11 protein-coding genes and 1 pseudogene are annotated in these 13,299 nt (G+C 62.9%); 8 read left to right on the forward strand and 4 right to left on the reverse strand.

What is annotated here, in order from left to right; genetic code table 11:
* The first annotated feature begins 1 nt into the window (after position 1).
* From ABIC21_RS02385 to ABIC21_RS02420, 8 genes and pseudogenes are all read left to right on the forward strand, one after another.
* On the forward strand, positions 2-1,678 hold the full coding sequence (locus ABIC21_RS02385) for an ABC transporter substrate-binding protein (protein ID WP_354348826.1): 1,677 nt from the start codon (positions 2-4) through the stop codon (positions 1,676-1,678).
* Positions 1,679-1,772: 94 nt separating this feature from the next.
* A complete protein-coding gene (locus ABIC21_RS02390; RefSeq protein WP_354348827.1) occupies positions 1,773-2,750 on the forward strand; it encodes an ABC transporter permease in 978 nt (325 codons plus the stop codon).
* Between the two features lie 10 nt (positions 2,751-2,760).
* Positions 2,761-3,687, forward strand: coding sequence for an ABC transporter permease (locus ABIC21_RS02395; protein ID WP_354348828.1), 927 nt, complete (start codon positions 2,761-2,763; stop codon positions 3,685-3,687).
* Positions 3,684-4,646, forward strand: coding sequence for an ABC transporter ATP-binding protein (locus tag ABIC21_RS02400; RefSeq protein ID WP_354348829.1), 963 nt, complete (start codon positions 3,684-3,686; stop codon positions 4,644-4,646). Before ABIC21_RS02395 ends, ABIC21_RS02400 begins: the two co-directional genes overlap by 4 nt.
* Positions 4,643-5,740 carry an ATP-binding cassette domain-containing protein gene (locus tag ABIC21_RS02405; RefSeq protein WP_354348830.1) on the forward strand — a complete coding sequence of 366 codons (1,098 nt, stop codon included), beginning with the start codon at positions 4,643-4,645 and terminating at the stop codon, positions 5,738-5,740. The genes ABIC21_RS02400 and ABIC21_RS02405 overlap by 4 nt, the downstream gene beginning before the upstream one ends.
* A complete protein-coding gene (locus ABIC21_RS02410; protein WP_354348831.1) occupies positions 5,737-7,293 on the forward strand; it encodes a glycoside hydrolase family 32 protein in 1,557 nt (518 codons plus the stop codon). Before ABIC21_RS02405 ends, ABIC21_RS02410 begins: the two co-directional genes overlap by 4 nt.
* A 240-nt stretch (positions 7,294-7,533) precedes the next feature.
* A complete protein-coding gene (locus tag ABIC21_RS02415; protein ID WP_354348832.1) occupies positions 7,534-8,958 on the forward strand; it encodes a glycoside hydrolase family 32 protein in 1,425 nt (474 codons plus the stop codon).
* A gap of 134 nt (positions 8,959-9,092) precedes the next feature.
* Positions 9,093-9,385 (forward strand): annotated as a pseudogene (locus ABIC21_RS02420) (ATP-binding protein); the annotation flags it as partial.
* Positions 9,386-10,321: 936 nt separating this feature from the next.
* Here ABIC21_RS02420 and ABIC21_RS02425 read toward each other — a convergent pair.
* From ABIC21_RS02425 to ABIC21_RS02440, 4 genes are all read right to left on the reverse strand, one after another.
* Positions 10,322-10,564 carry a hypothetical protein gene (locus ABIC21_RS02425; protein WP_354348833.1) on the reverse strand — a complete coding sequence of 81 codons (243 nt, stop codon included), beginning with the start codon at positions 10,562-10,564 and terminating at the stop codon, positions 10,322-10,324.
* A gap of 46 nt (positions 10,565-10,610) precedes the next feature.
* Positions 10,611-11,441, reverse strand: coding sequence for an amidohydrolase family protein (locus tag ABIC21_RS02430; protein WP_354349062.1), 831 nt, complete (start codon positions 11,439-11,441; stop codon positions 10,611-10,613).
* 133 nt (positions 11,442-11,574) lie between these two features.
* Entirely contained in the window at positions 11,575-12,411 is an 837-nt protein-coding gene (locus tag ABIC21_RS02435; RefSeq protein WP_354348834.1) for an IclR family transcriptional regulator, read from the reverse strand.
* A complete protein-coding gene (locus tag ABIC21_RS02440) occupies positions 12,404-13,204 on the reverse strand; it encodes an IclR family transcriptional regulator (RefSeq protein WP_354348835.1) in 801 nt (266 codons plus the stop codon). The genes ABIC21_RS02435 and ABIC21_RS02440 overlap by 8 nt, the downstream gene beginning before the upstream one ends.
* Positions 13,205-13,299 lie beyond the last annotated feature (95 nt).

Here is a 13,299-nt window from a genome sequence, read left to right on the forward strand (position 1 = left end):
CATGACACAACCCCGATTCCTGAGGGCTGCCCGCACAACGGCGGCCGGGCTAGCGGTGAGCGCACTGCTGCTGACCGGCTGTGCAGCCACCGTGAACAAGCCTGCCGGCACCGACGCCGCCGCGAACGCCAGCGCCTTTCTCACCATTCCGCGTGAGGACATGGGCACGTTTGTGCAGAACTTCAATCCGTTCGCACCCACCGTCAACCCGATGGTCCAGCAGTCCATCTACGAGTCGCTGCTGATCTTCAACCCGGCCAAGGGTGACACCGTGCCGTGGCTGGCCACTGAATGGGAGGCCGCCGACGACGGCAAGTCCATCACCTTCACCCTGCGCGATGGCGTTAAGTGGTCCGACGGCCAACCGTTCGTGGCCGAGGACGTCGCTTACACCTTCGAGCTCCAGAAGAAGATCAAGGGTGGTTACGACTATCTGGACACCGTTGCCGCAGAAGGCACCAACAAAGTTACCTTCAACTTCAACAAGCCCTGGTCACCGGCCCTCCACGACGTCGGCCAACTCACCATCTTGCCCAAGCACATCTGGTCCGCCCTCGCCGATCCGGAGAAGGACGCCAATGCCAAGCCCGTCGGCACAGGCCCTTACACCGAGGTTGACAGTTTCCAGGCCCAGTCGTTTGTGCTGAAGAGGAACCCCAACTACTGGCAGCCGGAAAAGCAAAAGATCGCCGGTATCAAGATGCTCGCTTTTGCAGGAAACGACGGCGCCAACCTCGCCGCGGCGAACGGCGACGTGGACTGGGCTCCGCAGTACATCCCGAACATAGAAAAGACGTTCGTTTCCAAGGACAAGGAACACCGCCACTACTGGTTCCCGGCCACGGGGGCCATGATCAACTGGCAGCTCAACACCGCCAAGGCCCCCTTCAACGATGTTGATGTCCGCAAGGCCCTGAGCATGGCCGTTGACCGGGAGCAGGTCACCAAGATCGGCATGAGCGGCTACGCCAAGCCTGCGGACTGCACCGGACTCTCCGGTAACTACGAGACCTGGAAGAACAACGAGGTCAAGGAGAACTGCACCTGGACCAAGCTGGATGTCCAGAAAGCCAATGAGCTGCTGGACAAGGCGGGCTACCCGAAGGGTGCTGACGGCAAGCGCACGCTCAAGGATGGCAAGCCTTTCGAATTCAAGATCTCCGTGGGCGCGACTTCTTCTGACTGGCTGTCCGTGGCCAACGTGATCGCGCAGAACCTGGCAGAAGTCGGCGTCACAGCAAAGGTGGAGTCCCCGGACTGGGCTGCCGTGGTTGCCGGCTACGAGACGGGCGACTTCGACTCCGGCATCGTCTGGAGCGCCAACGACCCCAGCCCGTACAAGTACTTCAACACCTCCATGGGCACGGCCACCGTCAAGCCCGTGGGCACCAAGACGTTCGACAACTACCACCGCTTCGGCGACACCAAAGCCGACGCACTGCTGGCGGAATTCGCTGCAGAGGCCGAGGAGTCCAAGCAGAAGGACATCGCCAACAAGCTGCAGGAACAATACGACGACGTCGCACCGCTGGTGCCTCTGTTCTCCGGCCCGGAATGGGGCGCCTTCAACGACACCCGCTTCACCGGCTGGCCCACCGAGGGCAACCCTTATGCCACCCTTTCGGTCCGTGCACCTACGACGGTGCTGGTGCTGACCACGCTGGAACCGCGCAAGTAGCGTAGCGGTTCACCCACACTGCACGCCCGGCGGGCAGCCAACCCCGCCGGGCGTGTCCCCAAACTTTCCGCAATTCCCGAAATGGAGGGAAACCGTGCGCTTCATCCTGCGCCGCCTGGGTTTCTACCTGATCGCCTTCTGGGCATCCATCACCCTGAATTTCCTGCTTCCGCGCTTCATGCCCGGCGACCCCGTCTCCCGCATGTTCGCCCGCTCCCAGGACAGAATGCAGCCTGAACAGATCGAGGCCCTGCGCAAGCTGCTCGGCGTTGACGACCGGCCTCTCTGGGAGCAATACACCGGCTACCTGCACAACATCTTCACCGGGCAAATGGGCGTCTCCATCTCACGTTTCCCCACTCCGGTCACCGAGGTCATTGCGTCCCAGATCGGCTGGACGCTCCTGCTCGGTGGAACCGCGCTGGTGATTGCCGCCGTCGTGGGTAACCTGCTGGGCATCCTGGCCGCCTGGCGGCGCGGCGGCGCGATCGACTCCGCGCTTCCGCCGCTGCTCGTGTTCATCGGCTCGTTCCCGTACTTCTGGCTCGCGATGGGCGCCCTGTACCTGTTCGGCGTGGTGCTGGGCTGGTTCCCCATCCGCCACGCCTTCACGGCCGGTTTGGAGCCCGCCTTCACGTGGGAGTTCATCGGCGACGTCGGGGCGCACCTTGTCCTGCCGGCGTTGACGATCGTGCTGGTATCCATTGGCGGCTGGATGCTAGGCATGCGGAACACCATGATTGCCACGAACTCGGAGGATTACATCACCATGGCCGAGGCCAAGGGTCTCCGGCCGGGCCGCATCATGCTCCGCTACGCCGCCCGGAACGCCATGCTCCCGTCGGTCACCAGCTTCGGCATGGGGCTTGGCTTCGTGGTGGGCGGGGCTCTCCTCACTGAGGTGGTGTTCGCGTATCCCGGCGTCGGCTACCAACTCCTCAATGCCGTCCAAGGCCTCGACTACCCGCTCATGCAAGGCCTGTTCCTGACCATCACCGCCGCCGTGCTGCTGGCGAACTTTCTGGTGGACATCCTCTACGTCCGCCTCGACCCGCGCGTGCGCAGCAACTGAGGGACCCATCATGACAACCGCAATTCTGAAGCAGCCCACTCAGCCCACAGCTGCCCGCAAGCCCAACCGCAGTTTCGTCCACGGACTTATCACCAACAAGAAAGCCCTGGTGGGCATGATCGTGATGCTCGTGTTCATCGCGCTTGCGTTGCTGGCCCCCGTGCTGTTCCCCGGAGACCCGTCGCGGATCACCGCGATGGCCTCGCTGGAACCGTCTCCCGAGCACTGGCTCGGCACCACGGCCAAAGGTCAGGACGTGCTTGCCCTGACGGTCCACGGCTCCCGCAGTTCCCTGTTCGTCGGGTTGACTGTGGGCTTCGCATCCACCTTCATCGGCATTTTGGTGGGCCTGGCCTCGGCGTACTTTGGCAAGTTTATTGACGAAGCACTGTCCTTGGTGACCAACGTCTTCCTGCTCCTGCCCGGCCTGCCGCTGCTGGTCATCCTGGCCGCGTTCCTGCCTCCGGGTTTGGGAACCGTGATCCTGGTCCTCGTGGTCACCGGCTGGGCCGGGTCGGCGCGCGTATTGCGCTCTCAGGCGCTGTCCATCCGCTCAAAGGACTTTGTGGCCGCCGCTGTGGTGTCCGGCGAACGTGCGGGCCGGATCATGTTCCGCGAGATCCTGCCGAACATGGCCTCGATCGTCATGGGTACCCTGCTGGCCTGCGTGATCTACGGCATCGGCGCCCAGGCAGGCCTGGAGTTCCTTGGCCTGGGTGACGTCAGCACCGTCTCCTGGGGCAACAACCTCTTCTGGGCCGGCAACGAGGGCGCACTGCTCACCGGCAGCTGGTGGGTCTTCGTGCCGTCGGGCGTGTGCATCGCCCTGGTGGCCTTCGCCCTGGCCCTCATCAACTACGCCGTGGACGAGGTCACCAATCCCCGCCTGCGGAAGATCAAGACCCCCAAAACCATCGAAAGGAGCGCCGCCAAGTGACGGTCTCCCAAGTTTCCTTCGGCTCCCACGAGCCCGTCCTGGACGTCCAGAACCTCACAGTCAAGTATGTCGGCGACACCCGCTCCACCACTGCCGTCGACCGTGTTTCCTTCAGCATCGGCACCGGCGAGGTGTTCGGACTGGCGGGCGAGTCCGGCTGTGGGAAGTCCACCATCGCCAACTCGATCATGCGGCTCCTGAAGGATCCCGCGAAGATCGCCGGCGGCAGCATTTCCTTTGGCGGCAAGGACGTCCTGGCCATGAGCCCGGAGGAGCTGCGGCGCTTCCGCTGGCAGGACGTGGCCATGGTGTTCCAGTCAGCCATGAACTCGCTCAACCCGGTGTTGACCATCGGCGAGCAGATCGTGGACATCTTCACTACCCACGCGGGTTACTCCCGCAAGGAATCCCTGCGGCGCGCCGGTGAACTGCTGGAGCTCGTGAGGATCGACCCCGCACGCCTGAAGTCCTACCCGCACCAGCTCTCGGGCGGCATGCGGCAGCGGGCCGTGATCGCCATGGCCGTGGCGCTCAAGCCGTCCCTGTTGATCCTCGATGAGCCCACCACCGCGCTGGACGTGGTGGTGCAGCAGGAAATCATGGCGCAAATCAAGGAACTCCAGCGCGAACTCGGGTTCTCTGTCCTGTTCATCACCCACGACATGTCCCTCATGGTGGAGCTCTCGCACCGCATGGCCGTGATGTACGGGGGCCGAATCGTGGAGACCGCCAAGGCACAGGACGTCTACGCCAACCCCCTCCACCCCTACACGCAGGCACTAATGGGGGCGTTCCCGCCACTCACCGGCCCGCGCGTTCCGCTGACCGGACTGCCCGACGGCGTGAAGTTCCGGAACATCCCGGACCTCACCGAGGCGGCACCCGGCCACCACGTTGCACCGTTTGGTGCCGACGCTTCAGCGGCTGACACCGCAATCCTGGCAGGAGCCGCACGATGAGCCACGCTGTACTGTCATCCCAGCGCCCCTCCACTGACACCGAAGCTCCAGCCCTCGAGGTCCGAGGGCTAGGAAAGTCTTTCCCTGTAGGTGGTTTGTTCTCCCGGGACTCCGTCCGGGCCCTGCAGGGCGTGGACCTGACCATTGGCCGCGGCGAAATCGTGGCCCTCGTGGGAGAGTCCGGGTCGGGCAAGAGCACCTTGGCCCGCTGCGTTGCCCGGCTGGAAAAGCCGAGCTCCGGCGAGATCCTGATCGACGGCGTCGACGTCCTCAAGCGCGACCGCTTCCAAGCATCGCGAGCCTTCCGCTCCCAGCTGCAGATGGTCTTCCAAGATCCCTTCGGCTCGCTAAATCCTGCCCATAGAGTGGAGCACTTCCTGCGGAGGTCGCTAGCGATCCACCGGAAGGGCGGCAGCTCCGAGACAGAGACGCAACAGCGACTTGAGGAGCTCATGACCACAGTGGGCCTGCAGGCCGACATGCTGAACTCCTACCCGCACGAGCTCTCCGGCGGCCAGCGCCAGCGAATCGCGATTGCCCGGGCCCTTGCCGTGGAACCACGGGTCATCCTCGCCGACGAACCCACCTCCATGCTGGATGTTTCGGTCCGGATCGGTGTGCTGAACCTGATGCGCAAGCTCCGCGACGAGCAGGGCATCTCCATGCTCTACATCACACACGACCTCGCCTCGGCCCGCTACCTGGCGGACCGGACGGCAGTCATGTTCGCGGGAGAGCTCGTTGAAGAGGGCGAGTCCCTGGACCTCCTGGCCAACCCGGCCCACCCGTACACGCAGCTGCTGGTCTCGGCCGTCCCGGATCCGGCCCGGGCAGGCTCCTACGATCCCGCCCGCCGGGCCGAACTGCGAGAGGCGGTGATGGCTTCGACCAGCTGCGCTTTCGACGGCGACCCGAACCAGGCCTGTTCGGCCGAAGACCCCGTGCGCCATCTGGTTGGAGACCCCGAAAACCGGCATTGGGTGCGCTGCCACCTCTACCAGCCGTGGGATGGCGCCGCCGGCCATGCCCTGGCGGGAGAACCAACCCAACCCAACCCCCCGGCGTCGAACGCTCAAGAAGAGGCTTCCGCATGACTGAACTGACCCACCCGCTCGCAACCGTTCCACAGGACGAGTTGGTTGCCCGGGCCGAAGCCGACCCGCTCCGGCCACGCTTCCATTTCGTGTCACCGGCCGGTTGGCTCAACGATCCCAACGGCGTCAGCCAATGGGACGGCACGTACCACCTCTTCTACCAGTACAACCCGGAGGGCGCGTTCCACCACCGCATCCAGTGGGGTCACGCCACCAGCACGGACCTCGTCACATGGACGGACCAGCCCATTGCATTGGAACCGTCCGCCGGACCGGACGCCGAGGGCTGCTGGTCGGGGGTCTTGGTGAACGACCGCGGCACGCCCACCTTGGTGTACTCGGGGCGGTTCGAGGGCAAAGAGCTGCCCTGCGTCGCCGTAGGATCCCCGGACCTCCTGAACTGGACCAAGGACCCCGGAAATCCCGTCATCGGGGCACCGCCATATGGTGTAGACACCACGGCGTACCGCGATCACTGCGTCTGGCGTGAAGGTACCCAATGGCGGCAGTTGGTGGGTTCAGGCATTCGCCAGCGCGGCGGTACAGCGTTCTTGTACGAATCGCCGGATCTGCGGTCGTGGGACTACATCGGGCCGTTATTCATCGGCGATGCCTCGCATGGCGATCCAGCGGACACCGATTGGACAGGGACCATGTGGGAATGCGTGGACCTATTCCGGGCGGGACAGGGTTCGCTGGGATCTGCACCTTCTGACGGATCGCCGGATGTGCTGGTCTTCTCCGCCTGGAACGACGGCGACACCCGCCACCCGCTGTACTGGACCGGCCGGTATGCCGGGGATAGCTTCGAGCCCGCGGCCCTGCACCGGCTCGACTACGGCGGCCGCTTCTTCTATGCACCGCAATCGTTCCAGGATGAGTCCGGCCGGCGTGTCATGTTCGGCTGGATGCAGGAGGGCCGAAGTGATGCCGCGATGGTGGAGGCCGGCTGGTCAGGGGTTATGAGCCTGCCGCGAATCGTCACGGCGGCTGACGACGGGACCCTCCGATTCGCACCCGTACCAGAAATCAAAAAACTGCGCCGTGACCACGCCGGCCTGCGCGGACTGGTGTTGAGCGGCGCATTGGTGCCCCTGGAAGTCGGCCTGTCCGGCAAGCAACTCGACCTCGAACTGGACCTCCAACTGGCACCGGGCGCACTGCTGCGACTCGGTGTACTGGGCTCCAGTGGCGGGGGCACCTCCGGCGGCCCCGCCGAGGAAACGGTCATCGAGCTGTACAGGGCGGGTGACGGCGGCAATAATGGCACGCTCCGCCTGGACCGCACTCGAAGCAGCCTTGATGCAGCCGTTGATGCGGAAGACAAGTCCGGACCCGTCCCCATGCCCGAAGGACGGGTGCACCTGCGGGTCATCCTGGACCGATCCGCCGTCGAAATTTTTGCCAACGGGATAGCGCTCACCGCCCGTGTCTACCCCACCCTGGGCGGTGAACAGGTCAGTCTTGCCGCCGAGGGCACGGCGCAGGTACTCTCCCTCGACGCATGGACCATGGCCGAAATCTTTGACGGTACCCGGAGCCTCTTTCCCTGAACCGGGGGCAATACACCAACACCCACTCCTACAGCAGCATCGAGGCTGCCCAGGAAGAAGAAGGAACTCATGCAAGATTCACCCGCGGTCTCTCGTCGATCACTCCTTACCGGAAGCGGGGCGGTGGCCCTCAGCGGATCGCTCGCACTTTCAGCGGCGTTCGCCGAATCCGCCGCGGCCGCACCAGCCAGGACACCAGATCCAGCATCAAGCAGCTCAATTTCAAAAGGATCACGCCGGATGCGTCCGACCTATCACTTCAGCGTCCCGGACAACTGGAAGAACGACCCTCAGCGCCCCATCTACATGGACGGGGAATACCACTACTACTACCTGTACAACGCTGACTATCTGCGGGGCGGAGGAGGCACGTCGTGGCGCCGCGCGACGACCACGGATCACGTCGCGTTCACTGACCACGGCGTTGCGATCCCGAAGTTCAGCGACGACAACGGCGACTGCTGGTCAGGGTCGCTTGTGGTCGACGAGCGGAACACCGCCGGATATGGCGAGGGCGCGGTGATCGCCCTCGTGACGCAGGCGCCCGAGGGTCGCCAAGCCCAGTACCTCTGGTACTCGACAGACCGCGGGCGCTCGTTCCGGGCCGCCGGTCCGGCCCCGGTGTTGCCGAACCCCGGAGTGCACGATTTCCGCGATCCCAAAGTGATCTGGGACGCGGACCGCGGACGGTGGTTCATGGCGAACGCCGAGGGGCAGAAGCTCGGCTTCTACACCTCCGCCGACCTGCGGTCCTGGCGGCGCGTTGGCGAGTTCGTTCGCACCGATCTCGGGCTTCTGGAATGCCCTGATATCTTCCGCATGACCGCTGACGACGGCACCTCCCATTGGATCCTCGGCACGAGTGCCAACGGCAAAGCCCGTGGCCTGCCCGCAACCTACGCGTACTGGACAGGCACCTTCGACGGAACATCGTTCACGCCTGCTCAGCCCGAGCCCGAATGGCTCGACTATGGCTATGACTTTTACGGAGCAGTCACATATCCACATCACGACGCCTCGGGTGCGGAGGATGAGACGCTCCGCCGGGCAATCGGGTGGGCAAACTTCTGGGACTACCCCCACAACACACCGACCCTTGAAACGGACGCCTACAACGGCGATGACATGATCGTCCGCGACGTCCGCCTCAAACAGGCGGACGGTGGGTACCACCTCGTCTCCGCCCCCACGTCAGCGCTGGAAAATCATGTGAAGCGCACCCACCTCCTCGGCGACATAGTTGTAAAGGGCACCCGCGACCTCGACGTCCGATCACCCGCTTACGACCTGACCTGCGAGCTCGTCTGGGACCCCGCTTCCGCACCTGCCAACGTTGGCCTTGAAGTATGCCGCGCAGAGGGCGGCGGCAGGCACGTCGCCGCCGGTGCATTCCTGCGAGGCCCCTTCGCCTACCTCAACAGGCGTCCGACCATCAACCCAACCGGAGGCGAAACCCAGACCCCCATCGACCCCTCGGCAGGACGGCTTACCATCCGCATCCTCGTGGACCTCACGAGCGTGGAGATGTTCGTCGGAGACGGACGGGTGGTGCACTCGCACCGGGTATTCCCTCTTAAAGGCGACAGCGGAATCCGCCTTTATGCCCACGAAGGAGCCGCCACATTCCGGAACCTGACCATTCACGAAATCAAAGCAACGCAATAGTCCAAGCCCCAACCGTCCCGGCAGGTCATTCTGCAGACCACGACTACGGGTCCGCAGAGAGGCCTGCCAGGACACGCCCAATAATGACCTTCCACGCGAGACGGCCATGACATATGTCAAAGCAGTGCGTGCCCCAGGAACTGGTCCTACTGCGCCGGTACGGGCTGATCATCGTCGATGTAGTCGGTTAAATCCCGTTCGAACAGGACGCCGCGAACCTGTTCTTCCGGCTCGTCTCCACACGCTACGAGCACGCCTCGCTGATCCTGACCTCGAACATGCCGTCCGCCCGTTGGGGAGATGTGTTTGGAGACCAGGTCGTCGCCTCGGCCATGATCGACCGCATCGTCCACCACGCCGAAGTCGTCACCCTCAGGGCTCGAGCTTCCGTCTCAAACACCCCCGCACGGACTCATTGCCCTCGACAAGACCAGAACATACGGCAGAACAACGACCATCAACGTGGCTCACTTTTCAACTCACGAAACGGCTCAGTTTTCGACCATCGCTGTCAGATCGCACAGGCGATCGGTAAAGATTCGGTCTGGGTCGTCGCCGCGTTGCTCGCCCAGCATGCGTTGACGCCGGGGAGGCAGAGATCGTCGGAATCTGATTGGGGGCAACGTGGCCAGCTCCCACCGCCAAAACAGCGAGGACCGCGACGCCGGATACCCAGAAGCCGGATGCGGCGGTGACGGGAAACGATGGCTGCAGCGGCGGTTAACAAGCGGGAAGGCCATGGCAGCAAAGTCCACCGGTTCCTGCAAATCGTCTTCGAGGCCGGCCCGCCTACTCACTGGCCAGGCTCAGCGAGCTCATGATCAACTCTGGATAAGTTGCTATGTCAGGCCGTTCCCCCGGATTCCTGCATGAACAGGTATCAGAGCGGAAATTCCGGACCGGCCGCAACACTCAGTCGATTTAAAGAATAATCAGCACGTCATGTTGTAAGCGGCCCTGGCCACCGTGAAGTGCTGAACGCGAAAACCCGACGGAAGGACGGACGAGGATAAACACCCAGCAGAGACCCCGAAGGGCGGTGCGTGGTCGCTGTAGTCCGCCGCTCCCCTACACAACCGAATAGGTCTATCCGGGACCCTACACACCCGGAACATCAGGTCAGAGGCGAGAGTGTGGACACTGCCCACACCCCATTTCTCCCCACCAGCGGCCTCCCCCAAGCAGCCGCACCCGCATTGACAGGGTGCGGCGCTTCTTTGCCCTGAAGACTTAATCCTGCTGGAGAAGTTTAACCGTGGCTGCATCCGGGTCCTGCCCGCACCCCTTGCCGAGTCTCGGGCATGCAGCACGGCATGCTCAGCCTCTAGACCCTCCATCACGACGTCACCTCCCTTCAAACTATTCATGATGCGATCGGCGGACCATGCATGACCGGGCGGCGCCCGTTCAGACGCTGACCGCGGACTAACAGAGCCACACGAAAACAACGGAACCCGGGCGGCACCACCAGCCGCCACAGCACGGTGGCAACGATCAGGGCCTCGCCCCGAACCCGGCACCAGCTGGCCATGACGGGGCAAGCGTTGACCTCTTTATGATTGTTCAAGGTTTGTGCCTTCCTCGTCGCCCCGTCGTGGTTGCTCACACGACCACTCAATGACTAATCCGGGTTGGGCCGAGAGTCGTTTTTATTAGAGACCGAGCAGGCGAACTGCGTTGGCTTTGAGTATTTTGTGTCGGACTTCGTCGTGCAGATCGAGCAGCGCAAAGTCTTTCATCCACCGGTCTGGCGTGATCAGGGGAAAGTCTGAGCCGAACAGCACCTTGTCCTGGAGAAGTGAATTTGCCTGGCGTACAAGGCTTTCTGGAAAGTACTTCGGCGACCAGCCCGAGAGGTCTATCCAAACATTCTTTTTGTGAGTCGCTACAGCCAAAGCTTCCTCCTGCCAGGGGACGGAGGGGTGGGCCATGATGATCTGCAGTTCGGGGAAATCGGCAGCCACGGAATCAAGCAGGATCGGGTTGGATAGCCCTAATTTAATGCCGAAACCTCCGGGGAGTCCCGACCCGATGCCTGTTTGGCCCGTGTGAAAAATGACCGGGAGATTGAGCGCTTGTAAGGCTTCGTACAACGGGTAGAACTCCGTGTTGCTAGGGTCGAAATTCTGGACGCTTGGGTGGAACTTGAATCCACGTACGCCGTAGTCCTCTGCTAGCCGGATGGCGCGGTTGATCGCCTCGGATCCGTGGTTCGGGTCTACAGATCCGAAGGGGATCAGCACGTCATTGTTTTCGGCTGCGCCGCGGGCTATCTCCTCACTGCTGTTTGGTGGGTGGCCGAGATGACTTGAAGCATCCACGGTGAAGACCACGGCCGCCATTTTGCGTTCCCGGTACATGTCGGCAATGGCGTTCAGGTCCGGCCGGGGACCGCTTGTCTTGAAGTATTTGCTGGCTGCTTCTACCAGTGGTGAGGGCAGTGCGTTATGCCCGTGGTCATCGACTTCGACGTGGACGTGCATGTCGATGGCGACGAGCGATTCGACGTCCAGGTGGAGTTCATAGGACACAGGTCAATCCTCTCTCAGCGCAGGGCTCTTGCGGGTCTGTTGCGGTGTGGTGTTTCGGGATGCTGAGCCGCTGTTCGTCAGCGGTTCACAGAGCAGGCATCGGATCCGTGCCGTTGGCTCCGTGCTCCGAGGTTGGTTCGCTGATGCTCGGATACGCATTTCCGAGCGCGTCTTCAAGACGCCGGGCCAATCCTTCGGCGGCCCGAAGTAGAGAAGGAACGTATTGGGCCATGTCGGTCCTGAGGCTGTAGCTGACGATGCCGATTGCGGCCTGGACAGTTCCATCAACAAGGACGGGAGCGGCCACGGAAGTGGATCCGAGCTGGTATTCCTGGCGGCTCTGGGCGTAGCCGTTCTGGCGAATTTGCACAAGCTGTCGCGACAAGGACCTTCGGTCAGTAATCGTCTCCGGCGTGTATCGGGTTAGGGGCATAGCGAGTATTGCGTCGGCGAACGCTTCCGGGCTGAAGGCGAGCAATGCTTTGCCGACGCCCGTGGCATGGAGCGGTATACGGGCACCGATGCGGCTCTGAAGGGGAACGGATACCTCGGAGGTTAGCTTTTCGATGTATATGGCATTCGTTCCATCACAAACGGCCAGCTGCACGGTTTCGCGGCAGTCGTACTGGAGGTTGAGGAGGAACGGCATGGCAGTCTCGCGCAGCCGTCCGTGGATGGGTGTCAGAAGTCCCATCTCCCACAGTCGTACGCCGAGCCCGTAGCGCCCTGCGCTGTCCCGATCAAGGAAACGTCCGTCTTCGAGCTCGCCGGCAAGCCGGTACACGGTTGCCACAGGAAGCCCGGCTCTGCGGGCGAGTTGGCTAAGCGTAAGGAGTGGATTTTCGACGTCAAAAGCGGCAAGGACGGCCAGCGCCCTCGCGGTGACGGACTTCGCCGAGCTTTTGTATGGCTCACTACTCATCGCCGCTCTCCCTTCTGGTGGTTGCTAGAGGGTCCGAGCCAGTCCGATGCGCGGGTGCCAGGATGGCAGCAAGGCTGCGGGCGACCCCCCTCATCTCGGGAATCATCGTCTCGATGGAAACTCCCGGCCGCGTGGCGGCTGAGACCGTCGGCGCTGTACTGAGGGACAGGGCCATGGGCGGCCGGCCCTCAGCCCGGATCGGGACGGCATATTCGATGTGCCCTGCCGCGTCAGATCGCTGTGCCCACCCTCGTTCGGTGGCTGCGGCGATGCCCTCCTCCATCCGCGCGAACGCGGTGCGAGTCAGCGGCAGGGCGCTCCTGGCTGCAGTGGTCATCCCTCCCATGAGGACATGTCCGGCGGCAGACTCGATCAGGGGCAGGGTCATTCCGGGTCCGCTGCCCGGCGCGCTGGCACCGTTGGCCAATACTTCTTCCACGCAGAGAGCCCGCTCTCCGTTGCAAACGAACACTCGGACCATCATTCCGGATTTTGTCGCAAGACGAAGCAAGAGAGGACGGGTTCCCATGCCGATGACGTCGTGTGTGGGTGCGAGGATTCCGAGTTCCCAGATTTTGGGGCCTATGGCGTAGCGGCCTGCTGGATCCCGCTGGACTGCCGCAATGGCTTCGAGATGATTGAGGAGGCGGAAGGTCGTCGCCACCGGGAGCCCGCTCCGTCGGGAAATCTGCGACAGGGTCATCTGACGATGGCCCATATCGAAGGACATGAGTACCGCAAAAGCCCGTTCAGTGACTGATTTTCCGGGCGAAGCGGCATCAGTACCTGCCATAGTTCTCCTCCTTCCGGTTATGCAGCACACTCTAACGCCAGTTTCATTTGATGAAAAGCCTCGACTAAGAACCTTTGCAATGCAAGGATTCTGGC

It is taken from the genome of Pseudarthrobacter sp. PvP090 (assembly GCF_040547365.1).
Taxonomy (GTDB): domain Bacteria; phylum Actinomycetota; class Actinomycetes; order Actinomycetales; family Micrococcaceae; genus Arthrobacter.

What these genes read in the sequence shown, in the direction of transcription:
- ABIC21_RS02410 (WP_354348831.1), top strand. Translation starts at nt 5,737, where the DNA reads ATGACTGAACTGACCCACCCGCTCGCAACCGTTCCACAGGACGAGTTG.
- ABIC21_RS02405 (WP_354348830.1), top strand. Translation starts at nt 4,643, where the DNA reads ATGAGCCACGCTGTACTGTCATCCCAGCGCCCCTCCACTGACACCGAA.
- ABIC21_RS02385 (WP_354348826.1), top strand. Translation starts at nt 2, where the DNA reads ATGACACAACCCCGATTCCTGAGGGCTGCCCGCACAACGGCGGCCGGG.
- ABIC21_RS02440 (WP_354348835.1), bottom strand. Translation starts at nt 13,204, where the DNA reads ATGGCAGGTACTGATGCCGCTTCGCCCGGAAAATCAGTCACTGAACGG.
- ABIC21_RS02435 (WP_354348834.1), bottom strand. Translation starts at nt 12,411, where the DNA reads ATGAGTAGTGAGCCATACAAAAGCTCGGCGAAGTCCGTCACCGCGAGG.
- ABIC21_RS02415 (WP_354348832.1), top strand. Translation starts at nt 7,534, where the DNA reads ATGCGTCCGACCTATCACTTCAGCGTCCCGGACAACTGGAAGAACGAC.
- ABIC21_RS02430 (WP_354349062.1), bottom strand. Translation starts at nt 11,441, where the DNA reads ATGCACGTCCACGTCGAAGTCGATGACCACGGGCATAACGCACTGCCC.
- ABIC21_RS02395 (WP_354348828.1), top strand. Translation starts at nt 2,761, where the DNA reads ATGACAACCGCAATTCTGAAGCAGCCCACTCAGCCCACAGCTGCCCGC.